Genomic DNA, 21,437 nt, shown 5'->3' with positions numbered 1-21,437 from the left:
AATGCCCTCTCTTTTTAATTCTGTGCCCGTAACTGATCAATCATCCATCTTCCTGCAGGGCCTGGCGGCGTTTTATTTGACCACAAAACATCCACGTCAATGCGCTGGGGCCACCCAGCAATGGGTAACTCCTGCAAGATCCCATGACCAAATTGCTCTACCAGCCAGCGCGGCAAAATTCCCCAGCCAAACCCTTGCTCTGCCATTTCCAATAGCATCAATAACGATGGTGATGACCACATTGGGCCACCGCTTTTATTGCGAGTCGGATCGGTAAAGGTGCTCAAACAGAGCTGGCGTTCAGTCTGTAGCATGTCCATTTCAACCGCAGGCAGACGGGCCAACTCGTGCTGGCGGTGAATAAAAATCGCCATCTCCGCACCGACCTGCAAACGAGCGACCGTTACATCCACCGGGTAACGTGGCTGTACCCGCAACACACCCACATGCGCACGGCCAATTTGTATCAGGTCGATGACATCTTCATCCTCAGCAATCAGACACTCGAATTCGATATCGGGAAAGCACTGTGAAAAACGCTGGAGAATCGATTCGTGGTGTGAAGTTTGCCAGACATCAGAGAGCACAAAACTCAGACGCGGCTCAACGTTGCCTGCAAGGCGTACAGAGACTTCATTGAGCCTTTCGCTTGCCGCAAGTATTGACTGTATATAGGGCAAAACGTGTTTTCCCTGGTCAGTCAATACGGGTTGACGGCTCTGGCGATCAAATAAGGTCACGCCCAGGTCGGCCTCGAGATTTGCAATCGCACTGCTTATCGTCGACTGGCTTTTCTTTAGCTTACGCGCCGCCGCAGAAAACGACCCGGTTTCAACCGCATGTAAAAACGCTTCGAGGGATTCAGGGGAGTAATTCATGATCTATCGCTTTTCTCGATGGTTTCTAACTTAATTCTATCAGTAATAGCGATAATAATACGCAGAGCCATATTGCTTTTATTTCGTCTGGAGTTAGTTATGCAGTCTCAAAAGAGAACATTTGCCGAACGCATCCTGCATGCGGTGGGTTTTGAAGTCATCGCGATTGCGATTTGTGCGCCATTGGCCGCGTGGATTATGGATAAGCCACTGTTTCAGATGGGTGCGCTGGCAGTAATGCTTTCGACCGTCGCCATGGTGTGGAACATCATTTATAACGCCGGGTTCGATAAAATCTTCCCGATGGGGCAAAAACGCCGCTTGCCACTGCGCGTTGCTCACGCGCTGGGCTTTGAAGGGGGATTTATCCTGATTGGCCTGCCGCTGGCGGCCTGGATGCTGGATATTTCTCTATTGCAGGCGTTTATGGTCGAGATCGGTTTCTTCCTGTTCTTCCTGCCGTACACCGTAATTTATAACTGGGTGTACGACACGCTGCGTGCTCGCTGGACACAGTGCCAGGCGTAACGATAAACCACAGAACGCACCGCCATGGTGCGTTCTTTTTCTGAGCGACTGTTTTTGCCTCAAAAACAGACAAATCCCCCCTAAAATGCACCAAAATGGCCTGGCATATTTCCTGCTTATATTTAGATAACTTTATCGATATACCCTAAGTCATTCGTGTTGCATCGCGGCGGCAAGAGAACGAATCCGATGAGCTTACATAAGTAAGTGATTCGGGTGAGTGAGCGTAGCCAACAAAGAGGCAGCTCGAAGGACGACGGGTAGAAGTGAGGAATTATGATCAATATGGACCCCGGTGCCGCGTCATTTTTTGATGAAATGTTTACTCTCGATGGCCATCATCGTGGCCATTATGGGAATTACTGGAATTGGTTGCAGCAGGCAGACAGCTCAGCGGTGATGCGCAAGAAACAAGAAGCCGCGTTACTTTTTCACCGTGTGGGGATTACTTTTAATGTCTATGGCGATGAAGATGGTGCCGAGCGTTTAATTCCTTTTGATAGCGTGCCGCGCATCATTCCCGCCACGGAATGGGCGATGCTCGATGCCGGTATCCGCCAACGCGTGCAGGCGCTAAATCTCTTTTTGCACGACATCTATCACGATCAAAATATCCTCAAAGCAGGTGTAATTCCGGCGGAGCAAGTGTTGGCGAATGACCAATACCAGCCCTGTATGCAGGGAATAAATCTGCACCGCGATATCTACGCGCACATCATTGGCGTGGATATGGTACGCGGTGGCGATGGGCAATATTACGTGCTCGAAGATAACTTACGCACTCCGTCGGGTGTCTCGTACATGCTGGAAAACCGCAAAATGATGATGCGGTTATATCCGGAATTATTTGCCCAGCAGCGCATTCGTCCGGTCGAGCGCTACCCCTCACATTTGCTGCAAACTCTGCGTGAAAGCTCGCCAGTTAACGACCCAACGGTAGTGGTTCTTACGCCAGGCCGCTTTAACAGCGCCTATTTTGAACACAGCTTCCTTGCGCAGCAGATGGGCGTTGAACTGGTTGAAAGCGCTGATTTATTCGTCAAAGAAGGCGCGGTGTTTATGCGCACCACGCTTGGGCCATGCAAAGTCGATGTGATTTATCGTCGTGTAGATGACGCCTTCCTCGATCCATTGGCCTTCCGCCCGGACTCTATGCTCGGCGTACCCGGCCTGCTCTCGGTGTACCGCACAGGTGGTGTGGTGCTGGCGAACGCCATCGGAACCGGCGTTGCTGATGACAAATCCATTTATCCCTACGTGCCCGCGATGATTCGCTTCTATCTCTCCGAAGAGCCTATTCTCAATAATGTGCCAACATGGCAATGCCGCCATCCTGACCAACTGGGCTATGTGCTTTCACGCCTTGATCAAATGGTGGTTAAAGAGGTCCATGGCGCAGGCGGCTATGGCATGTTGATTGGCCCAGCGGCCAGCAAAGCTGAAATTGAAGCCTTCCGCTCGGTATTAAAAGCGCGCCCCCAAAACTACATCGCTCAGGACACCCTGGCGCTTTCAACCTGCCCGACGTTTGTTGACGAGGGTCTGGCACCACGGCATATCGACTTACGACCTTTTGCTCTCTACGGCGCAGAAACGCGCCTTATCGCTGGTGGGCTAACACGTGTAGCGCTGAAAAAAGGCTCGCTGGTAGTTAACTCATCACAAGGCGGTGGCACCAAAGACACTTGGGTTCTGGAGGATGACACATCATGTTAAGCCGCACAGCCAGCGAACTCTATTGGATGGCGCGTTATCTGGAACGCGCTGAGAATATCGCACGGGTATTAGACGTGACTAACCGCCTTTCGATGATGCCATTTCGTGAAACCGGGCATCAGGATTTGCAGGTGCCGCTGAATTTAACCGGCAGCGGGGCGGCTTACTGGGAGTATTACCAGCAACTCACTATGCCCGGTATTTTCGACTACTTTGCACTTGATACCCGTAACCCGAGCAGCATCTATAGTTGCCTGCAGTCGGCCTGGGAAAACGCTCATGCGGTGCGTGGCAGCCTCTCTTCTGAGGTGTGGGAAAGCATCAATACCGCATGGATAGAAATGAAGCGGCTGCGTAAAGAAGGAGTCAACAGCAGTAATGCCGATGACTTTTTCGACTGGGTGAAAGAACGTTCGCATCTGTTTCGCGGCGCGATGTTTGGCACGTTGCTGCGCAATGATGCGATGTCATTTATTCGTCTGGGTACCTTGCTGGAGCGGGCTGACAGTACTGCACGCTTGCTCGGCGTCAAAAATCAATTGTTGGATAACGACCCTGACGCGGTGCGCGAACACTACCGCATGGACACCCTGCTGCGTGCCGTGAGTGCACGAGAGGCATACCACAGTATCTATAAGCAGCAACTGGTGCGCGAAATGGTGGCTGACCTGCTGATTTTGCGTAGTGAAAGCCCGCGTTCATTACGTTCCTGCATTGAGGAAGTGGTGAATCAACTGGAACTGATTGGCGGGCATAGCGCTAATGCTCCACGTCGCCTGGCGCATGTTCTGCATGCTGAACTGCGTTTTAGCACGCTGGAGGATGTTTTCGACACGGGGCTGCAACACTGGCTGACAGGTTTTTTAAGCCAGGTGAATGCGATTTCCGAAAGTATCCAATATACCTATCTGGAGGCACAATGAGACTGACGATTGAGCACAGCACACTCTACAGCTACGAGCAGCAAGTGAAGCACAGTACTCAATATTTGCGCCTCACGCCGCAGGAGTCTGAACATCAGCGCATCATTTCATGGCAATTGGCGCTGCCGGAAGAAGCAGTGCAAACCACAGATGCCTTCGGCAATATTCTTCATGTACTCACGCTTGACCGCCCGCATCAGTCAATCAGCATTAAAGCCACTGGTGTTGTGGAAATTGCAGAAGATGAAGTGATGGATGATGGAACACGCGAGGCTCTTTCACCACTGGTATGGCTGCGTCATACGCCATTAACGCAACCAGATAGTGCCATTCTGGCGTTTGCCAGGGAGTACTGGCAGGGCGGTTCGCCACTCGATAGCCTGACGGTAATGATGGGGGATGTGCTGGAACGGATGCCGTACACGCCGGGAGGCACGAATGTGAAAGATACCGCAGCCCAAGTCTTCGACGCAGGGATTGGCGTTTGTCAGGATCACGCACATGTATTTGTGGCCTGCTGTCGTAGCCTCGGACTTCCGGCGCGTTATGTTAGCGGCTATCTCTATACCCCAGACAGCGCTCATGTTGCGACACACGCATGGGTTGAAACGCTCATCGAAGGGCGCTGGCACAGTTTTGATATCACCAACAATACGCGCAATACCTGCCACCATTTGAAGCTGGCTGTCGGTTTTGATTATCTGGATGCCTGCCCGGTGCGTGGTGTGCGTCTTGGCGGAGGTGATGAAGGCATGGAGACGATTGCCGCGGTGCAGCGTATGCAAAGTGCACAGTGATTTTAAAATGTTCGCCTTCATCTTCATCCTCATCCTCTTCCTGAGGACCAAAATGAGGGCATTAAACAGACTCAACAAAATCGAGAGTTCTCTATGACCTACTGCGTCGCCATGCGCTTATCCAGCGGCATGATTTTTGTCAGTGATTCGCGCACTAATGCGGGTGTTGACCATATCTCCACGTTTAAAAAACTGCATGTGTTCCAACGCAGCGATGACCGAACGTTAATCATGCAAAGTGCAGGAAACCTGGCGACCACCCAAAGCGTCATCAATTTATTGCAGCATCGTGCACAAGACGCCACCACGCAAAATCTCTATACCGTCAGTTCGCTATATGATGCGGCCGTGCTGGTGGGGCAAACCTTAAAAGAGGTGATTGCGCGTGATGGAGCAGATTTCACCGCCACGTTTATTCTAGGTGGGCAGATTCGCGGTGAAGGTATGCGCCTGTTTCATATTTACGCCGAAGGGAATTTCATTGAAGCCACCAGCGACACGCCGTATTTCCAGATTGGCGAAAGCAAATATGGCAAACCGATCATCGATCGTATCGTCAGTTACGACACCGGGCTTGAGCAGGCGGTGCAGTGTGCGTTGATTTCGATGGACTCCACGTTGAACTCGAATTTATCCGTGGGCTTGCCGCTGGATGTGATGATTTATCACGGCGATTGCTTTGACGACTCACAGCAGTACGCCATTACCGCACAGCATGAATACTTCAGCGAAATCCGCAATATGTGGGGGAGTTGCCTGCACTCGGTGTTTGACCAGTTGCCGCCACTACGGCTCTAACGATAAAGGGGATGTTTGCAGGATTGTTCAATCATCTAACAGCATTGCGCTACTGGAAATGCACCGTCTCAGGCGACACTGAACCGGTCAAACATACCTGGAGCGCATCATGAAAACTATTAATCACATCTATATCAATGGCCAGTTTGTTACCCCACATGGCAATGAGCTGTTCGAGCTTGTTAACCCAACTACCGAAGAAACCGTCGCGCAAGTGCAACTGGCAGATGTTGAAGACACTCGGCAGGCAATTGCTGCTGCAAAAGCGGCGTTCCCAATAATGCGCAGTGCTTCCCGCGAACAGCGTATGGCCTGGCTGCAACAACTGCATGACGCCGTAAAATCCCGCGAAGTTGAACTGATTGATACCATGGTGGAAGAATACGGCTGTATGCCTGCGTTTGCTCAGGGTACTGTGAATCATGCCATCGACAGCTTTATGCAAATGCGCGATGTGCTGGCAAAATTCCCCTTTGAAACCCGTGTTGGCAACGCTCGTGTGATCATGGAGCCTTTGGGGGTGGTGGGGCTGATTACACCGTGGAATGGTAACTATGGTTTTATTGCCTCTAAGCTTGCGACGGTAATTGCTTCTGGCTCAACGGCGGTGATTAAACCTAGCGAACTGAGTGCCCGCCAGACGGCATTAATTACTGAGTGTCTACATGCCGCAGGCCTGCCGAACGGGGTGATAAATATTGTCACTGGTCGTGGTGACGTGGTCGGTGCTGAAATTACACGTCATCCTGATATCGCAAAAATCTCATTTACGGGTTCTACCGCCGTGGGAAAAACCATTGCCCGTGGTGCGGTGGATACGCTTAAGCGCGTGACGCTCGAACTGGGCGGGAAGTCTGCCAATGTACTGCTTGATGATGTCGATCTTCAACAAGCCATTCCACTGGCGTTGCAGGTGATGTCCTGGAACAGCGGCCAGGCATGTATTGCCGGTACACGTTTGTTAGTCCATGAAAACCGCCTCGAGGAAGTTAAGGCACAGTTACGCCAGGACATATCTCAGTTGGAACCTGGTAAGAACGTTGGTACCGCGGTGACGGCACAGCAATATGAACGCGTGCAGGCATACATCCGCAAAGGGGTTGAAGAAGGTGCTGAATTACTCTGCGGGGGTGAAGGCCATCCGGCAGGTTTTGAACGCGGTTACTTTGTGAAGCCAACTGTTTTTGTGAATGTTCGTAACGATATGACTATCGCCCAACAAGAAATTTTTGGCCCGGTGCTGTCGGTGATTACCTATAAAGATGACGCAGAAGCTATCGCAATTGCCAACGATACCGTTTACGGATTACAGGCATATGTAAGTGGCAAAGATGCGCAACGTACACAGACGGTTGCAAGCCAACTTATCGCCGGACGAGTATTTGTTAACGGTGTTTATAATGAGCCACAAGTGCCATTTGGCGGTTTTAAACAGTCAGGGATTGGACGTGAATTTGGTACTTTCGGGTTGGAAGGGTATCTTGAGCCAAAAGCCATAATGGGGCAGTGATATGCCGGAACGAGAAAACATTCTGCGGCTTGAGGGCCGCATTTTAGCTGAGCTTTGTAAAAGCGTGGCGCGGCATTACCAATGTGCGGAAACGTCTGAGATGGAACTGCAAACCGCAGTGCCCTGGCTTCGATTTATCCGCGTATCTGAACCAACGCTGTTTAACCGAGGCATGCTGGAACCGTCGATGTGCATGCTGCTTCAAGGGCGTAAAAAAATGCTCATAGGTGACAATGTCACGGAGTATGGCCCGGGGAACTACTCAATGGCGGCGGTAGACATGCCGGTCTCCGGTCAGGTGACTCAGGCCACTGTGTCCGAGCCTTATTATGGCGTGCGCATTGACCTCAATAGTCGAGAAATTGCCGATTTAATCGTCTCATTGCAAATTACGCTGCCTGAAAAACAAGGTGAGAGTGTCAATCCTGGGGCCTGGATATCCAGTGCTGATGAAGCCTTGCAGGATGCCTTTTTACGTCTGGTGAAAGTGCTGGATACCCCTGATGATTTACCGGTGATGTCCAAACTGATTAAGCAGGAAATTCTTTATCGCCTGGTGACATCGCCATCAGGTGCGACGTTCTGGAAACAGACGCTCTCCTGGAATCAGGGCAAAGGCGTGGGGGAAGCTCTGGCATGGATTAAGCGCCATTTTGCTGAACCGCTAAAAATTGATGAACTGGCAAAGCGTGTCGGCATGAGTACTTCAAGCCTGCATCATCGCTTTAAAGCCCTGACCGTGATGAGCCCGTTGCAATATCAAAAGCAGATCCGTCTGCTCGAAGCCAGGCGATTATTACTCAGTGGCGGCCAGGATGTGGCAAATGTCGCCTGGCAAGTAGGCTATGAATCGCCATCGCAATTTAACCGTGAATATCGTCGATCGTTTGGCGCAGCACCTTTGCAGGATGTCGAAACGCTACGCCAGATGGGCGTTACGCTATAGTTTTTCTTGCCACAATAAACAGGCGTGGGAACAGCATCAACACGTTGCCATCGTGTCGCGGCGGATACGCCTGCTGCAAAAGCGTGTGGTAACGCTCCAGAAATGCCTGTTGCTGAATGCTGTCTAGGTTTGCGAGATAAGGCCGTAAACCGGTAGAGCTCAGCCATTCAATAATCGCCTGTGCTGACGGCATGACGTGGAAATAGGTTGTACGCCAGATATCCACCGCACAGCCCGATTGCGCCAGCAAATCGTAATACTGTTGTGCAGGTAGCAACGCTTCTCGCCCGGAGTCAGGGTTCCCCAGTTCAGCAGCGACCTGGCGCATTAATGTATGCGTTGGCTCCTGCCAATTATCCGGCATTTGCACCGCTAACACTCCATTTTCGGCAAGCTGTGTCGCCAGGTGGGGAAACAGTTCTGGATGGTTGATTACCCACTGCAATGACGCATTAGCATAGATAACATCTTGCTTTACCGCCGGCGTCCAGGATGTCACATCAGCCTGTTCAAACTGGCAGTTGGGCAGGGCGGCGCGAGCTTTTTCCAACATCGCCGGAGAGCTATCGATGCCTGTCACAGTTGCATCCGGGAAGGCCTGGTGCAATAAAGCGGTACTGTTGCCTGGGCCGCAGCCTAAATCGGCAATATGTTTTGCTTCGGGTTGTTGAATGCGCGCGGCGAGTTCTGCTGCCGGGCGCGTACGTTCAGCTGCAAACTGCAAGTAAAGCGCGGGGTTCCAGTCCTGCATAGCTTTCTCCTGTGACTTAATTGCATTAAGCGTAGTGATGAATTAAGAAATTGTGCATGGTTTAGAATCTGATTAATTACTGTAACGTAGTGACTAAACTCAGGTAAGGAAAACCGCTATGAAAGTGACACGCAAACAGGAAAAGATCGTCAAGCGCACACTAGAGGGCTGGCGTCAGGAAGGGGTGATTGATGCCTCAGAACAGCAGCGTTTGCAACAAAACCTCTCGGTTCAGCTTTTTGACTGGCAACGAATGAGCCGCTATGCATTCTGGATAGCGCTGGCCTGCTTTATTATCGCGATGGGCAGCCTGGTTGCTGATGAATATTTGATGGCGTTGCTGTTTAATTTTGGTTACCTCACGCGCGCGGTCATTTTGCTGCTTATCGCCATTGCCTTTTATTGCTGGGGATTCTACCGCCAGAGAAAGACGCCGGATAAACGCTACAGCAATGAGGCCATTCTGTTCCTAGGCGTATTATTCACCGCACTATTTTTATGGCAGCTCGGCATGGCGTTTGATAACGGCAGCGGAAATGTAGCACCGCTATTTTTGCTCGGCTGCGCGATTTACGGCGTCATTGGCTACCTGAGCCGTTCGGGTCTTATCTGGCTATTTTTCCTGCTGACATTAGGCAGCTATTTCGGGACATCGACAGGCTATTCTTCCGGCTGGGGCGCTTATTGGCTCGGTATGAACTACCCAATTCGCTTTGTATTATTCGGCGGGGTATTACTCGCGGCATGTTACCTGCTTAAAAAACCTTTGCTGCAACGTAACGTGTTTGCAGTCAGCAAAGCGATGGGGCTGCTGTATCTGTTTATCGCTTTGTGGATTTTGTCGATCTTTGGCAATTACGATTTTGATATCTGGCAAAGTGTGCGCCAGATTGAACTGCTGCACTGGTCATTGCTGTTCGCCCTGGCGGCAGGCGCATGTATCTGGATTAGCCTGAAAACTGACGATGGAATGCTGCGCGGATTTGGCCTAACGTTCCTCGGTATTAACCTCTACACCCGCTATTTCGAAATGTTCTGGGACGACACCAATAAAGTGATTTTCTTCTTACTGCTCGCCATCTCGCTGGCCCTTGTCGGGCGCTATGCCGAGAAGATTTGGCGGCTAGGGGAGAAGTGACAGTCGCCGGGCGGGTAAGCACAACATTACCCGCCCGCGAATAGCAAAAATCATTCAGGGGTAAAAGTCAGATACCCGGCCACGCCACCGCCACCATCTTTCGGGTGATGGGCGCCCTCCATTACCGTGACTTTCGGGAAGTCAAAAGGAGAAACGCCTTCAATGCAGGCGACATTCACGCCATATTGCTCAGGGTTTGAGCGGCGCTGGTGGAAAGTATAAATCCCGCACACGGAACAGAAGAAATGCACCGCTGCTCCGGTGTTAAAACGATATTCGGTGAGTTTATCCTGCCCTTTAGTAATCTTAATCCCCGACAACGGAGCAGAGACAGCAACTGCGCCGCGCATTCGGCAAAATGAACAGTTACAGCGGCGGATAGTGTTAAAACCATCGCTAAGTTCGACGGTAAAAGCGACAGCACCACAATGACATTGAGCAGAAACTTTTTGTTGCATAGCCACCTCAGTCCAGATTTTTAATTCTCCTGAGTTTAGTGGTTAACTGAGGCTTGTCATTACGCTCAGGCTGTCTTTTCGTCTCATCTTTTGCGAGGATAGCGCGGAATTTACAGCTATCAACAAAAGGTAACGATATGGCTAAGCATCCAACGGGTAAATATTTGCGCGCCCCAATTACGTCCAACGATAAAAATCTGCTGATTTACGTGGTGCGTGGCTCGAAAATTGACGATATGCCACCCGATGAAGATGAGGATTACCCGGGCGATATGCAGATGTTGATGCCGCAGTTATCTAAAGATTTCGATGCGGAATTAAACGAAGCACTCGACGAGTGCGAGTCAGGCGATGTGATTGTCTTTATGTGTACGACGGATATGATTTTTGAGCACGCTTACTCGAAGATTAAAGCCATGCTGCGCGCTTAATTAACGCCTGTTTGAAAACCAAACCCCGGTGCGATGACCGGGGTTTGTGCTATTAATGACCGTAAAAAATCTCGCCTTTCATGGCGCGTAAAATCTTCCCTTCCGCGTCGGTAATTAACACATAATTCCCGCCCATGTATGTCCAGTGGCTGCCCGCTTCTGGTGCTGGGAGGTGCCTGATTTGCCAGGCATCAATCTGGTAAGGCTTCGTGCGGTATAAATCAGGCACGATGTCGCCAATTTTAAATGGCTTGTAATCGGCATGAAATTCTTGAATTTCAAACGAGGAAGCTGGCTGCGGAGCGGCTGGCGCCGGTGCGACAGCAGGCGCATCAGCTGCTTGAGCCGTCATCGCCAATGGTAGAGATCCGGCCATCAGGGCCACAGAAAAAACAAACACATTCAATTTACGCATATCTTCTCCAGATACATTCATCTGCTAACTTTCAAATAATGCCGTTATCTCTATCACGTTGTTTCACGAGTGATAATCAATTTTTCGTTACTTGAAGTAAATGACTTGCGGTAGGCGGCGGGTGTGGTGGCGAACTTAGCGCGGAAATGGTGGCGCAGAGTCGCCGCACTGCCAAACCCGACACGCTCGGCTATTTCATCAATGGAGAGAGTGCTGCTCTCCAGTAAATCCCGACAGCGCGCCAGGCGCATATTCAGCAGCCAGCGTGTGGGCGTGGTGCCGGTTGTTGCGGAAAAACGGCGTAAAAATGTTCTCGGGCTCATGCCGGTAAACACCGCCAGAGACTCTACCGAGTGTTCATCCGCCAGATGAATTTGCAAATAATCGAACAGCGGGCTTAGACGCTTGCTCTCATAGGCAACCGGAATAGGTTGTTCGATAAACTGAGCCTGCCCGCCAACGCGATGAGGGGGGACGACCAGTCGGCGCGCCACGCTGTTTGCGGCAGCCTGGCCGTAATCCCGCCGCACCAGATGCAAACTCAAATCGATACCGGCGGCACTTCCGGCAGAGGTCAGTACCGATCCGTTATCGATATACAACACATCTGGCATCACCTGAATGGCAGGGTAGCACTGCTGAAGTTTTTCGGTATAACGCCAGTGGGTTGAGGCTTGTAACCCATCGAGCAGGCCGCTGGCTGCCAGCACGAATACGCCGGAGCATATCGACATAATCCGCGCACCGCGTGAATGCGCCGTGCGTAACGCTTCACACAACTGTGGCGGAACCGGTTCGTCGGCACCTCGCCAGCCGGGCACAATAATCGTTCCGGCATCTTCCAACAAAGAAAGACCACCATCGACCGCCAGCCGGATACCTCCAGTCGCTCTAAGCTCGCCTGGTTCGATTCCTGCGACCGCAAACTGATACCAGTTATCACCCATTTCTGGACGCGGCAGGCCAAACACTTCAACAACGACACCAAATTCAAAGGTACACAGGCCGTCATATGCCAGCGCAACAACTAGAGGGTTTTGCAAAGGGATATCCCGAACGATTGTCATGATCTTCACGTTATCTGTCATTTCTGCCATACGTCAAGCCACACGCTGCGCTCTATAGTGAGATCTCACCATCATGAGGAGTATTTATGAGTTACGTTACTGATTATCCAGCCGCTGCCCCAGAAATCGCCGCTGCTCATTTTCTCCAGCGTTTGTGTCTCGAAACAGACTGCGATGATGTGCATAGCGCAATGAAAGACGAAGATATGGATTTTGTTCTGCTGCATGTTGTCGGCTCACCGGAAGCATTCGCCCGTCGCCATATTCCTGGTGCTTTGCATTTGCGCCATCGCGATATGTCGGCTGAACGCATGGCCGAATGGCCTGCAGATACCTTATTCGTGGTTTATTGCGCCGGCCCGCATTGCAACGGTGCGGATCGCGCAGCTTTAAAACTGGCGCGTCTGGGCCGCCCGGTGAAAATTATGATTGGTGGAATCACCGGTTGGGCTGATGAAGGATTTAGCTTTGCGTGAGTCGTGAATTTGCTATCCGCAGGGCGTTAAGTGGGTGTAATCTTTGCCTCAAATTTGTCATATCTAAAGGAAGTCACAATGTCGATTTACAGTGAAACCAATGCACAGTTCATCCTGGGTTTAAGCAACCTGTCTGCAATTCTTGAGAAAGCGGCTAACTGGGCGAAAGAGAACGGCAAAACGGAAGAGAGCCTGCTGACTGCGTCACTGGCGGAAGATATGTATCCGTTGGTGCGCCAGGTGCAAATTACCACCGATATGGCCAAACGTGCCGTTGCTCGCCTGGCGGGTGTTGATGCTCCGGTGATGGAAGATAACGAAACCACTATTGAACAGCTTCAGACCCGTATCAAAGCAACGGTTGAGTTCATGAAAGGCATTAGCGATGAGCAACTTGCTGGTGACGACGAGCGCCCAATTGTTGTGATGGCTCGTGAACATGAATTGCGTTTCACCGCTCGCAACTACGTGTACAAATTCGCTACGCCGAACTTCTATTTCCACTTTACTACCGCTTACGACATCTTGCGTCAGGCAGGGGTGCCATTAGGTAAACGTGATTTTGTCGGCCCAATCTTCTAATACTCGTCATACTTCGAGCTACTGATGCGTTGACTGCACCCGTGCGCCCCAGCCACATAGTTATCTATGTGACTGGGGACTTACGGTCTGGTCGCCTTTCCGTAACTTGAATTATTTAGGGTATACATGAATAAATAAATAGTGCGCCTAGCTCAACCGATAATAGCGATTCGGGCGCAACTTCTCAGGCAGTTCCTCACTCTCATCCATATCCTGTAAATCCCGCTCAATAGTGTTGCAAATTGCATCCAGCGGCAGGTCGTTGTCTTCTGTGCCAAACGGCTCTTCCAGCTCTTCAGCCAGCGTATCAAGCGAAATAAAGGTATATGAAACAAATACCGACAAGAACGGTGTCATATAGTGTAGGTCGGTGACCAAAGCGAACGGCAGCATGATGCAAAACAGATAGACCGTGCGATGCAAAATCAACGTATAAGCGAACGGCAACGGAGTGCTGGCAATACGCTCGCAACCTCCGGCAACCGCTGAAAGATCGTTCAGATGATGGTTCAGGCTGCTCCACACCACATCGGAAATCAGGCCCTGTTTGCGCTTATCGGCGAGCCAGTCACCCATCAGCAATAGTATGCGGTTACAGGGCGCGTGGCTTTTCATCACCCACTGTAATTCATCGGCAGTTAAGAATTTTTTCAGCGTCTCCTCTACCGGGCGCTTACGCAATGTGAGCCTGAGCGCGTGGCAAAAGGCAATCTGCAAATTCACAAACGACGTAATCTGACTCTGGTTTTCCCCCAGCAGACTTTTAGTCTCGCGCAAAAACGAACGCTGAGTAATCGCCAGTTGCCCCCACAGCGTGCGAGCCTCGTTAAAGCGTGCGTAACAGACGCTGTTTCTGAACCCGAGAAAAATCGCTATCGCCACACCAAGAATACTAAAGGGTGCGATGGTGAGTTTTAAACCAAGCGTCTCATACCATGGCAGGAAGAAGATAACGCTTATCGAGAGCGCAACATTCAATAACAGGCGGGAGTAGATTTTTTGTAGAACCGAACCGTGCCAGACGAATAAGCGGATAAACCAGTGTTGCTGCGGGCGAACAATCATAATTGGGAGGCTCAAAAACAGGACGTCATATTTAACGGCAAACTGTGACGTAGATCAACTTGCAATTCACATTACCTTAACAACATGAATTATTTTCAATAACCATGAAAGATCTTCGTTTGTCCTCATGTTCAGCATCTGCCATTCTCAATCACACAAACAGCCGTCCAGACGGCTAAATATTCAAATAATGAATTATCACCTGACTAAATTAATTAGCCGGGTTAGCGGAGAAAACACATGCCACAGTCAACACAACATCGCGCCCCGTTCCGTGCCGATATCGTCGGTAGCTTCTTACGTCCAGCCACTATCAAAAATGCTCGCCTTGCGTTTGCTGCAGGTGAAATCGATGCCAGCCAGTTGCGCAAAGTTGAAGATGATGCGATTCGTGCTTCGGTCGAGCAGCAGTGTGCATGCGGTCTGCATGTGGTGACTGATGGCGAGTTCCGTCGGGCGTGGTGGCATTTTGATTTCTTCGACGGCCTGCAAGGTGTGGAACGTTATGAATCTGAGCAGGGCATTCAGTTTAATGGGGTACAGACTAAAGCGCACAGTGTGCGTGTGGTGGGTAAACTCGGATTTGGTTCGCACCCAATGCTGGAAGATTTCCGCTATCTGAAAAGCATCAGCGGCAACGCGGTGCCAAAAATGACCATTCCAAGCCCAAGCGTGTTGCATTTCCGTGGTGGCCGCAATGCTATCGACAGTAATGTATACCCTGATTTAAAAGAGTATTTTGACGACCTGGCGACGACATGGCGCGATGCGATTCAGGCTTTTTACGCTGCCGGTTGCCGCTATCTGCAACTTGATGACACCGTTTGGGCTTATCTGTGTTCCGATGCCCAACGTAAAGAGATCCGCGAGCGTGGGGATGACCCAGACCAACTGGCGCAAATCTATGCTCAGGTACTGAATAAAGCGCTGGAAGGAAAGCCGGATGATTTGGTTATCGGCCTGCATGTTTGTCGCGGTAACTTCCGTTCCACGTGGATTTCAGAGGGTGGCTACGAGCCAGTTGCCCAAGTGTTATTCGGCAGCGTCAATGTGGATGCATTCTTCCTTGAATACGATAACGACCGTTCCGGTGATTTTGCACCGCTGCGCTTTGTGCGTCCGGGTCATCAGCAGGTCGTTTTAGGTTTGATCACCACCAAAAATGGTGAGCTGGAAAACCCGGAGTTGATTCAGGCGCGAATTAACGAAGCGGCGCAATATGTCGATATCAGTCAAATCTGCCTCAGCCCACAGTGCGGCTTTGCCTCAACAGAAGAGGGTAACAGTCTGACGCCTGAACAGCAGTGGGACAAAGTCCGCCTGGTGACGGAACTTGCCGATAAGGTTTGGTAAAACGGTGATTGTGTCGGATGTTGCTGACGCGAGATTCGACACAATCACATCTTATAGTCAGCTATGAGCGAAAACCGGAAGTGCGGAATGCATCCTTATATCGAGGGATCTTGAGTTATGGGAGCAGATCACAGGCCCCGCAGCACTTGGGCCAGATTAATCGTTGTGTTATTCAGGACGGATGCTTGTGCATCTGTGTATTCAATAAGAAAAATGTACATATCTGCAGTAGCAAAAAAAGAGCTGCTTTACCATTTCACATAAAACAGCCCTGTATTTCTCTTATAGCTTACTGATTAAAAATCAACGAGTTCTAACTGACGCGCCATATTTAATTCATTACGCTCCACTATTTCCTCAACAATTTTGCCGGACGTATTGAACCTGAAATAGGTCAGGCTGGTCCAGGTGACATCCCTGCCTCTGACGTCAAAACCGTTCCACGTATTAGATCCTGTCGCCACATGAGTCAGGGCGACAACAACCTGGTCGTCAGCAACAACTTCTTTTTGAAATGTCGTCACAATGGCTTCATAGCGGTCGGTCACATTCTCGCGCAGCCCTTTTTTAAAAACTTCAAGACCGACTAGTGGCCCGGGGCAGTCAGGACGGTGAATCACCACGTTTTCATCAAAAAATTCATTCACGCGTTCGACATCTTTTCCGTCTACACAGTATTTAAAATAGGCTTTAACCACATCCAGGTGAGTCATCTTCATTTCTCCGGGTTAATTAACCAGGGCCCCACCCTCAATATCCACTATCGAGCCGGTGACAAAGGGGTTATCAATGACAAACAGATACCCTTTTGCCAGGTCTTCTGCACGACCATACCTTTTGGCCGGTAGATTTTCTGCCGCCCGCACCAGCATCTGTTCACGTGCTTCCGGTGCCATACCTGCATAGGCTTCAGTATCTGTCAGTCCCGGACTGATGGCGTTAACGCGCAGAGGAGATAACTCTTTCGCCAGCATTTTCACTGCAGCTTCCAGAGCCGCATTCATCGTGGTTTTCACCAGGGTACCGGGAACGGTACGGCGGGCAAGAAAACCACTGGTCAGGGTCAGTGTTCCACCGGGTTTAATTTTCCCGCTCAGATGACGGGCAACCGCCAGACTGCCCCAGAATTTGGTATCAAACGCCTGTTTTGCGGTCTTCAAATCCAGGGTGGTGAATGCTCCACCCGGCGCCTGGGAGCCCGCCGTCACCACAATGTTGTCCACCGGTTCAAGCGTCCGGGCCAGGCGCTCAAGTTGCACTTCATCGGCGATATCCAGTACCAGGCTTTCCGCTGACGCACCGGTTGTCTGAAGTTGCTGACAGGCATGTTGAAGTTTGTCGTGATGGCGACCGGCAAGAATAATATGCTCCCCACGGGTTGCCAGAAGCTGTGCCACGGCGAAACCAATCCCCGTAGCGCCACCAATAATGAGTGTGCGTTGTGTCATGATTCAGACCTCAGTCGTCAGGAACGGATAATCGGTATAACCGACTTCAGTACCGCCAAACAGTGTCGCCGGATTGCCCATCTCTGCCAGCGGCAGGTTTTGTTTCAGACGGCGCGGGAAGTCGGGGTTGGCAATAAACGGGCGACCGAAGGCCACCAGGTCCACCACACCCGCCGCCAGCAGTTTGTCGGCTTTTTCACGCGTGTAATTCCCCGCTACAATAATGGCGCCGCTGAAGGTTGCCCGCAGGGTTTCACGGAACTCATAAGGCACCTGCGGTGCATCATCCCAGTCAGCTTCAGCCAGATGAATAAAGGCGATGCCCTTTGTTTCACACCAGGCCGCCAGCGCCAGAATCGCTTCGATGGCCTGTGGGTCGTCCATGCCACGCTGGGTGATAAAGGGCGCCAGGCGAATACCGGTGCGCTCTGCACCAATGGCGTCACTGATGGCTTCCAGCACTTCCTGAGCGAAACGCACGCGGTTTGCCAGGCTGCCGCCGTATTCATCGGTCCGTTTATTTGAGGAGCGACGCAGGAACTGGTCAATCAGGTATCCGTTGCCACCGTGGATTTCCACACCGTCAAATCCGGCTTCCATAGCATTGATGGCCGCCTGGCGGTAATCCGCAATCACCTGCTGAATATCGCCATGGGTCAGCTCACGCGGGACCGGGCAGTCAACCATTTCACCCACACCTTCGCTGTTGACTACCCACACCTGTGCCTCCGGCGACAACGCTGAAGGGGCAACAGGCTTGCCATCCGGGTGAAAACTTTCATGAGACATACGCCCCACATGCCACAACTGAGAGAAGATTTTGCCATTCACTTTATGAACCGCATCGGTCACCAGACGCCAGCCTGCGATTTGTTCAGCGGAATGAATACCCGGCGTCCAGGAGTAACCCTGACCCTGCGGAGAAATCTGCGTCGCTTCGGTGATGATGAGACCTGCACTGGCGCGTTGCTGGTAATACTCCGCCATCAATGCAGTGGGGATATTGCCCGGCTGCGCGGTACGTGCACGGGTCATCGGCGCCATCACAATACGGTTTTTTAGCTCAAGATGGCCAATCTGTGTGGTTTCAAAAAGAGGGTGTTGTTGCATGTTCTGTTCTCCAGGGCGGTCAGTTATGGCTTGACTTTACGTCCTGCGCGTCGCTTTGATAATGGCGGGAATAACTGATTCTATTTTCAGGAAAACGGAATAATGGGCAAGTTTGAAGATATGACGTTACTGGTGGAAGTCGTGGAGGCGGGTGGACTGGCCGCAGCCGGACGGCGGATGAATCTTTCTCCTGCCACCATGACGGCCCGGTTAAAGGCACTGGAGGAACGCTATCAGACCCGGCTGTTTAATCGTTCCACCCGGGCAATTGCACTGACACGTGCCGGTGAGGATTTTTACCACGCCGCACTTCGCGTGATGGAGGAAATGGCGCAGGCCGAGTCGAAACTGACACAGAAGGACGGGATGCTCAGCGGCAGCCTGCGTATTTCAGCGCCATCAGATTTTGGCCGGCAGTATCTTTCGGCCGCACTGCTCGATTTTTCCCGTCTGCATCCTGAAGTCAGAAGCTTTGTCTATCTGAGTGAAAGTGTGGTGGATTTGATTGCCAACCGTCTGGACATGAGCGTGCGCTTCGGCAACCTCCCGGACAGCAATCTGGTGACGAAATTTATCCGCCCCAATCGCCGTGTACTGGTTGCGTCAAAAAGCTACCTTGAAACACATGGGGCACCTGTGCATCCGGATGACCTGCACGGGCATCGTTGCCTGGTGATGGAGCAGCGCGGCACGCCGATGAACGAGTGGCGTTTTGAAGAGCATGATGTGCCCTCCATGGTGCGGGTCACGCCGGCCATGGTGTGTGATGATGGTGCCCTGCTACGCCAGTGGGTGCTGGCCGGTGCGGGTATCACCAGCAAATCATGGTGGGATGTGAAGCGCGATGTCGAACAGGGGCGGCTCATCGTCTTATTTGCCGACACCTTTATCGGTTTCAGTCGCCATGACAAAAAACAGGTTGGCCTCCAGTTTGTCTACCCGCAACGCCGTTTTCAGCCTTTGCAAGTGACGGCTTTCAGCGAGTTTTTCATCAACTGGCTGGATAATGAATGATCCGGTAACAGGTTTATTCATAAAAACAAAATAATCCATTCCATATTACTGCCATTATCAAAAGTGATTCTTTAGCCCAGAATGACTCTCATCATTCATCTGTCAGAGTCACTTATGAAACCGCAACGTATCCCTTTAGAGGTCTGGATACTGACCTTATCCGCTTTTGCTATCGGCACCGCCGAGTTTGTTGTCGCCGGGTTACTCACCACTATGGCGCACTCCCTCAATATCACCGACGGTCAGGCGGGAAACGTTATCACCGCTTACGCGATGGCGATTGTTATCGGTGGGCCGGTGCTGACGCTGTGGCTTGCCCGTTTTGAAAAACGTAATGTCCTGGCCGGACTGATGGTGATGTTTATTGCCGCCAACCTCGTCAGCGCCTTATCCACCAGTTATTCGGTGCTGCTGGTCAGCCGGGTGCTGGCGGGCCTGGTACAGGGGCCGTTTTACGGTATCGGTGCGGTGGTCGCAACGGGACTGGTGGCAGAGAATCTTGCGGGTCGCGCTGTGGGGCAAATGTTTGCCGGGCTGACGCTGGCCAACGTATTGGGTGTGCCGTTCGGTGCCTGGATTGGCAATATCTTCGGCTGGAACGTGACGTTTTATGTTGTCTCCGCCCTGGGTGCGGTGGCGCTGGTTGCTATTATGCTGACCATTCAGCGCCAGCCTCCTGAGCCGGGTAAGAGTGTGCGTCAGCAGCTGGCGGTATTCCGTCATGGCCCGTTACTGGCAAGCCTTGCGATCACCGTTCTGTGCTGGACGGGCTTTATGACGCTGTATGGTTACATTGCACCACTGGCAGAGCAGGTGGCAGGTTACAGCGTACAGGCGTTAACCGTACTGCTGTTTGTGGTCGGGCTGGGCCTCGTGGTGGGTAACCATATCGGCGGTATGACAGCAGACCGCAACCTGCGCCAGGCGCAGCTTTTATGGCCGGTCCTGATGGTCGTGTCACTGATTGTTGTTGGCCTGGTCAGCAGCCATTACTGGTTGTTTATGGTGGCGACGTTCCTGTTCGGCATTGCCTCATTCGGTAATGTCCCGCCATTACAGATGAACGTACTGAAACATGGCAGTACTGCACCGGAACTGGCCGGTACCGCTAATATCTCAGCCTTCAACCTGGCGAATGCACTGGGCGGGATTATCGGTGGTCTGACCGTCGACAGTGCCCTCGGCGCGGCAGGTATTCCGTGGGTGGCGATACTGATCCCTGTGGCCGGCATTGCGTTTGTGCTGTTTAACCGTCATAACTCTGGCCTGAAAGTCCAGGCCGCGAGGTAAGATCACGGCAACACCAATGCGTTCAGCCAGGTTAAGGGCTTCATGACGGAATTCAGGCGAGTGTTGTTTTGGGGATCTTTTTGATGGTTGATGCTGATTTTGTCATGTGAGCTACCTCTGGTTGAGAGTTTACTCACCTGGCAGGGTGTCTACTATTGTTGGGTAAGACCAATTTACCGTTCTGGACTTCAAACCCCTTTACTGAGCAAGAGATTACTACGCAACCGAAAGGATCCCAAGAAGATCCTTTCGGTTGTTCACACATATTCCCACCATCGAACCTAACGATAGTCACGCAACCGCTAACGAAATCCTCCTCTGCCTCACCAATGTGACTTGCGCTATAACACTAACAAGGAAGGAGGTCGGGAAAGTCATATCCTACATTTTATTTATTCGACATTAAATCGAGCATACCCAGGGAGTGGGCAGTAAGAACACCACAATTTTCACATAGCACATGGAAAATCGGAGTGTTCATTTTATCAACAACGGTATGACTATCTATACACTCTATTAATGGAAGTAAGGATACTCCATCTAGTACCGCAAATTTTACATTTCCACATCTATGGCAAGGATAAATCGCTGCTTTTTCTATTAACGTATCAATGGCTTGCTGTTTGTTAAATTCATTCACAATTAAATTAAAATCCTTTTACAATTTCATGATGCCCACATATTTTCCATGGGACATTTAAGTTCCCCCCACTTCCAGTCGTTTATTTAATGCGACAGTTACC

The 21,437-nt window shown here is 51.2% G+C and carries 24 protein-coding genes; 14 read left to right on the top strand and 10 right to left on the bottom strand.

Features of this window, described 5'->3' with window-relative positions; all coding sequences use genetic code 11:
* Positions 1 to 14: 14 nt before the first annotated feature.
* The gene (locus EDF88_RS03110; protein WP_134182840.1) at positions 15 to 878 is read right to left on the bottom strand and encodes a LysR family transcriptional regulator; all 864 of its coding nucleotides are present in this window, start codon (positions 876 to 878) and stop codon (positions 15 to 17) included.
* Between the two features lie 99 nt (positions 879 to 977).
* On the opposite strand from EDF88_RS03110, the gene EDF88_RS03105 reads away from it, so the two are divergent.
* From EDF88_RS03105 to EDF88_RS03075, 7 genes are all read left to right on the top strand, one after another.
* On the top strand, positions 978 to 1,406 hold the full coding sequence (locus tag EDF88_RS03105) for a multidrug/biocide efflux PACE transporter (protein ID WP_064518685.1): 429 nt from the start codon (positions 978 to 980) through the stop codon (positions 1,404 to 1,406).
* 276 nt (positions 1,407 to 1,682) lie between these two features.
* On the top strand, positions 1,683 to 3,122 hold the full coding sequence (locus EDF88_RS03100) for a circularly permuted type 2 ATP-grasp protein (protein WP_134182838.1): 1,440 nt from the start codon (positions 1,683 to 1,685) through the stop codon (positions 3,120 to 3,122).
* Positions 3,116 to 4,045: an alpha-E domain-containing protein gene (locus tag EDF88_RS03095; protein WP_064518687.1), complete on the top strand. Its 930-nt coding sequence runs from the start codon at positions 3,116 to 3,118 to the stop codon at positions 4,043 to 4,045. Before EDF88_RS03100 ends, EDF88_RS03095 begins: the two co-directional genes overlap by 7 nt.
* Entirely contained in the window at positions 4,042 to 4,842 is an 801-nt protein-coding gene (locus EDF88_RS03090; RefSeq protein WP_134182836.1) for a transglutaminase family protein, read from the top strand. Before EDF88_RS03095 ends, EDF88_RS03090 begins: the two co-directional genes overlap by 4 nt.
* A 93-nt stretch (positions 4,843 to 4,935) precedes the next feature.
* On the top strand, positions 4,936 to 5,640 hold the full coding sequence (locus EDF88_RS03085) for a peptidase (protein ID WP_134182834.1): 705 nt from the start codon (positions 4,936 to 4,938) through the stop codon (positions 5,638 to 5,640).
* 109 nt (positions 5,641 to 5,749) lie between these two features.
* Positions 5,750 to 7,150, top strand: a complete 1,401-nt coding sequence (locus EDF88_RS03080) for an aldehyde dehydrogenase family protein (protein ID WP_134182832.1) — start codon at positions 5,750 to 5,752, stop codon at positions 7,148 to 7,150.
* 1 nt (position 7,151) lies between these two features.
* The gene (locus EDF88_RS03075) at positions 7,152 to 8,096 is read left to right on the top strand and encodes an AraC family transcriptional regulator (protein WP_134182830.1); all 945 of its coding nucleotides are present in this window, start codon (positions 7,152 to 7,154) and stop codon (positions 8,094 to 8,096) included.
* Here the strand turns inward: EDF88_RS03075 and tam are convergent.
* Positions 8,086 to 8,847 (bottom strand): trans-aconitate 2-methyltransferase, encoded by a 762-nt coding sequence (gene tam / locus EDF88_RS03070; protein ID WP_134182828.1) that lies wholly within the window; start codon positions 8,845 to 8,847, stop codon positions 8,086 to 8,088. The genes EDF88_RS03075 and tam overlap by 11 nt on opposite strands.
* Positions 8,848 to 8,965: 118 nt before the next feature.
* Here tam and EDF88_RS03065 point away from each other — a divergent pair, with 118 nt between their 5' ends.
* Positions 8,966 to 9,985 (top strand): DUF2157 domain-containing protein, encoded by a 1,020-nt coding sequence (locus tag EDF88_RS03065; protein ID WP_134182827.1) that lies wholly within the window; start codon positions 8,966 to 8,968, stop codon positions 9,983 to 9,985.
* A gap of 50 nt (positions 9,986 to 10,035) precedes the next feature.
* Here EDF88_RS03065 and EDF88_RS03060 read toward each other — a convergent pair whose 3' ends face one another.
* Positions 10,036 to 10,443, bottom strand: a complete 408-nt coding sequence (locus EDF88_RS03060) for a GFA family protein (RefSeq protein ID WP_064518694.1) — start codon at positions 10,441 to 10,443, stop codon at positions 10,036 to 10,038.
* A gap of 137 nt (positions 10,444 to 10,580) precedes the next feature.
* Here EDF88_RS03060 and EDF88_RS03055 point away from each other — a divergent pair, with 137 nt between their 5' ends.
* Positions 10,581 to 10,874 carry a hypothetical protein gene (locus EDF88_RS03055; RefSeq protein WP_064518695.1) on the top strand — a complete coding sequence of 98 codons (294 nt, stop codon included), beginning with the start codon at positions 10,581 to 10,583 and terminating at the stop codon, positions 10,872 to 10,874.
* A gap of 52 nt (positions 10,875 to 10,926) precedes the next feature.
* Here EDF88_RS03055 and EDF88_RS03050 read toward each other — a convergent pair whose 3' ends face one another.
* Both EDF88_RS03050 and ftrA read right to left on the bottom strand, forming a co-directional pair.
* Positions 10,927 to 11,289 carry an RcnB family protein gene (locus tag EDF88_RS03050; protein WP_134182825.1) on the bottom strand — a complete coding sequence of 121 codons (363 nt, stop codon included), beginning with the start codon at positions 11,287 to 11,289 and terminating at the stop codon, positions 10,927 to 10,929.
* Positions 11,290 to 11,342: 53 nt separating this feature from the next.
* Entirely contained in the window at positions 11,343 to 12,377 is a 1,035-nt protein-coding gene (gene ftrA / locus EDF88_RS03045; protein ID WP_208326122.1) for a transcriptional regulator FtrA, read from the bottom strand.
* A 65-nt stretch (positions 12,378 to 12,442) separates the two neighbouring features.
* Between ftrA and EDF88_RS03040 the strand changes: the two genes are divergently transcribed.
* Both EDF88_RS03040 and EDF88_RS03035 read left to right on the top strand, forming a co-directional pair.
* Positions 12,443 to 12,832 carry a rhodanese-like domain-containing protein gene (locus EDF88_RS03040; RefSeq protein WP_034495169.1) on the top strand — a complete coding sequence of 130 codons (390 nt, stop codon included), beginning with the start codon at positions 12,443 to 12,445 and terminating at the stop codon, positions 12,830 to 12,832.
* A 78-nt stretch (positions 12,833 to 12,910) separates the two neighbouring features.
* A complete protein-coding gene (locus EDF88_RS03035) occupies positions 12,911 to 13,414 on the top strand; it encodes a DUF1993 domain-containing protein (RefSeq protein ID WP_134182823.1) in 504 nt (167 codons plus the stop codon).
* A 147-nt stretch (positions 13,415 to 13,561) separates the two neighbouring features.
* Here EDF88_RS03035 and EDF88_RS03030 read toward each other — a convergent pair whose 3' ends face one another.
* A complete protein-coding gene (locus EDF88_RS03030) occupies positions 13,562 to 14,479 on the bottom strand; it encodes a bestrophin family ion channel (RefSeq protein WP_134183248.1) in 918 nt (305 codons plus the stop codon).
* A 240-nt stretch (positions 14,480 to 14,719) separates the two neighbouring features.
* Between EDF88_RS03030 and EDF88_RS03025 the strand changes: the two genes are divergently transcribed.
* The gene (locus tag EDF88_RS03025) at positions 14,720 to 15,832 is read left to right on the top strand and encodes a cobalamin-independent methionine synthase II family protein (protein ID WP_134182822.1); all 1,113 of its coding nucleotides are present in this window, start codon (positions 14,720 to 14,722) and stop codon (positions 15,830 to 15,832) included.
* A 296-nt stretch (positions 15,833 to 16,128) separates the two neighbouring features.
* On the opposite strand, the gene EDF88_RS03020 is transcribed toward EDF88_RS03025, so the two are convergent.
* Genes EDF88_RS03020 through EDF88_RS03010 form a run of 3 tightly spaced genes read right to left on the bottom strand, consistent with a single transcriptional unit; the run spans position 16,129 to position 18,390 of the window.
* Positions 16,129 to 16,545: an ester cyclase gene (locus EDF88_RS03020; protein ID WP_208326120.1), complete on the bottom strand. Its 417-nt coding sequence runs from the start codon at positions 16,543 to 16,545 to the stop codon at positions 16,129 to 16,131.
* Between the two features lie 15 nt (positions 16,546 to 16,560).
* A complete protein-coding gene (locus EDF88_RS03015) occupies positions 16,561 to 17,280 on the bottom strand; it encodes an SDR family oxidoreductase (protein WP_134182818.1) in 720 nt (239 codons plus the stop codon).
* 3 nt (positions 17,281 to 17,283) lie between these two features.
* Entirely contained in the window at positions 17,284 to 18,390 is a 1,107-nt protein-coding gene (locus EDF88_RS03010) for an alkene reductase (protein WP_134182816.1), read from the bottom strand.
* A 102-nt stretch (positions 18,391 to 18,492) separates the two neighbouring features.
* On the opposite strand from EDF88_RS03010, the gene EDF88_RS03005 reads away from it, so the two are divergent.
* Positions 18,493 to 19,404: a LysR family transcriptional regulator gene (locus EDF88_RS03005; RefSeq protein ID WP_134182814.1), complete on the top strand. Its 912-nt coding sequence runs from the start codon at positions 18,493 to 18,495 to the stop codon at positions 19,402 to 19,404.
* A gap of 114 nt (positions 19,405 to 19,518) precedes the next feature.
* Entirely contained in the window at positions 19,519 to 20,694 is a 1,176-nt protein-coding gene (locus EDF88_RS03000) for an MFS transporter (RefSeq protein ID WP_134182812.1), read from the top strand.
* Between the two features lie 388 nt (positions 20,695 to 21,082).
* Here the strand turns inward: EDF88_RS03000 and EDF88_RS02995 are convergent, their stop codons facing one another.
* Positions 21,083 to 21,334 carry a hypothetical protein gene (locus EDF88_RS02995; RefSeq protein WP_134182810.1) on the bottom strand — a complete coding sequence of 84 codons (252 nt, stop codon included), beginning with the start codon at positions 21,332 to 21,334 and terminating at the stop codon, positions 21,083 to 21,085.
* Positions 21,335 to 21,437 lie beyond the last annotated feature (103 nt).

Origin of the sequence: Buttiauxella sp. BIGb0552 (assembly GCF_004366275.1) — a bacterium.
In the GTDB taxonomy this organism is placed as follows: Bacteria; Pseudomonadota; Gammaproteobacteria; order Enterobacterales; family Enterobacteriaceae; genus Buttiauxella; species Buttiauxella gaviniae.
Note: the sequence above shows the minus strand (reverse complement) of the source record. Positions and strands in the feature narration are given on the sequence as shown.

What these genes read in the sequence shown, in the direction of transcription:
- EDF88_RS03110 (WP_134182840.1), bottom strand. Translation starts at nt 878, where the DNA reads ATGAATTACTCCCCTGAATCCCTCGAAGCGTTTTTACATGCGGTTGAA.
- EDF88_RS03105 (WP_064518685.1), top strand. Translation starts at nt 978, where the DNA reads ATGCAGTCTCAAAAGAGAACATTTGCCGAACGCATCCTGCATGCGGTG.
- EDF88_RS03100 (WP_134182838.1), top strand. Translation starts at nt 1,683, where the DNA reads ATGATCAATATGGACCCCGGTGCCGCGTCATTTTTTGATGAAATGTTT.
- EDF88_RS03095 (WP_064518687.1), top strand. Translation starts at nt 3,116, where the DNA reads ATGTTAAGCCGCACAGCCAGCGAACTCTATTGGATGGCGCGTTATCTG.
- EDF88_RS03090 (WP_134182836.1), top strand. Translation starts at nt 4,042, where the DNA reads ATGAGACTGACGATTGAGCACAGCACACTCTACAGCTACGAGCAGCAA.
- EDF88_RS03085 (WP_134182834.1), top strand. Translation starts at nt 4,936, where the DNA reads ATGACCTACTGCGTCGCCATGCGCTTATCCAGCGGCATGATTTTTGTC.
- EDF88_RS03080 (WP_134182832.1), top strand. Translation starts at nt 5,750, where the DNA reads ATGAAAACTATTAATCACATCTATATCAATGGCCAGTTTGTTACCCCA.
- EDF88_RS03075 (WP_134182830.1), top strand. Translation starts at nt 7,152, where the DNA reads ATGCCGGAACGAGAAAACATTCTGCGGCTTGAGGGCCGCATTTTAGCT.
- tam (WP_134182828.1), bottom strand. Translation starts at nt 8,847, where the DNA reads ATGCAGGACTGGAACCCCGCGCTTTACTTGCAGTTTGCAGCTGAACGT.
- EDF88_RS03065 (WP_134182827.1), top strand. Translation starts at nt 8,966, where the DNA reads ATGAAAGTGACACGCAAACAGGAAAAGATCGTCAAGCGCACACTAGAG.
- EDF88_RS03060 (WP_064518694.1), bottom strand. Translation starts at nt 10,443, where the DNA reads ATGCAACAAAAAGTTTCTGCTCAATGTCATTGTGGTGCTGTCGCTTTT.
- EDF88_RS03055 (WP_064518695.1), top strand. Translation starts at nt 10,581, where the DNA reads ATGGCTAAGCATCCAACGGGTAAATATTTGCGCGCCCCAATTACGTCC.
- EDF88_RS03050 (WP_134182825.1), bottom strand. Translation starts at nt 11,289, where the DNA reads ATGCGTAAATTGAATGTGTTTGTTTTTTCTGTGGCCCTGATGGCCGGA.
- ftrA (WP_208326122.1), bottom strand. Translation starts at nt 12,377, where the DNA reads ATGACAGATAACGTGAAGATCATGACAATCGTTCGGGATATCCCTTTG.
- EDF88_RS03040 (WP_034495169.1), top strand. Translation starts at nt 12,443, where the DNA reads ATGAGTTACGTTACTGATTATCCAGCCGCTGCCCCAGAAATCGCCGCT.
- EDF88_RS03035 (WP_134182823.1), top strand. Translation starts at nt 12,911, where the DNA reads ATGTCGATTTACAGTGAAACCAATGCACAGTTCATCCTGGGTTTAAGC.
- EDF88_RS03030 (WP_134183248.1), bottom strand. Translation starts at nt 14,479, where the DNA reads ATGATTGTTCGCCCGCAGCAACACTGGTTTATCCGCTTATTCGTCTGG.
- EDF88_RS03025 (WP_134182822.1), top strand. Translation starts at nt 14,720, where the DNA reads ATGCCACAGTCAACACAACATCGCGCCCCGTTCCGTGCCGATATCGTC.
- EDF88_RS03020 (WP_208326120.1), bottom strand. Translation starts at nt 16,545, where the DNA reads ATGACTCACCTGGATGTGGTTAAAGCCTATTTTAAATACTGTGTAGAC.
- EDF88_RS03015 (WP_134182818.1), bottom strand. Translation starts at nt 17,280, where the DNA reads ATGACACAACGCACACTCATTATTGGTGGCGCTACGGGGATTGGTTTC.
- EDF88_RS03010 (WP_134182816.1), bottom strand. Translation starts at nt 18,390, where the DNA reads ATGCAACAACACCCTCTTTTTGAAACCACACAGATTGGCCATCTTGAG.
- EDF88_RS03005 (WP_134182814.1), top strand. Translation starts at nt 18,493, where the DNA reads ATGGGCAAGTTTGAAGATATGACGTTACTGGTGGAAGTCGTGGAGGCG.
- EDF88_RS03000 (WP_134182812.1), top strand. Translation starts at nt 19,519, where the DNA reads ATGAAACCGCAACGTATCCCTTTAGAGGTCTGGATACTGACCTTATCC.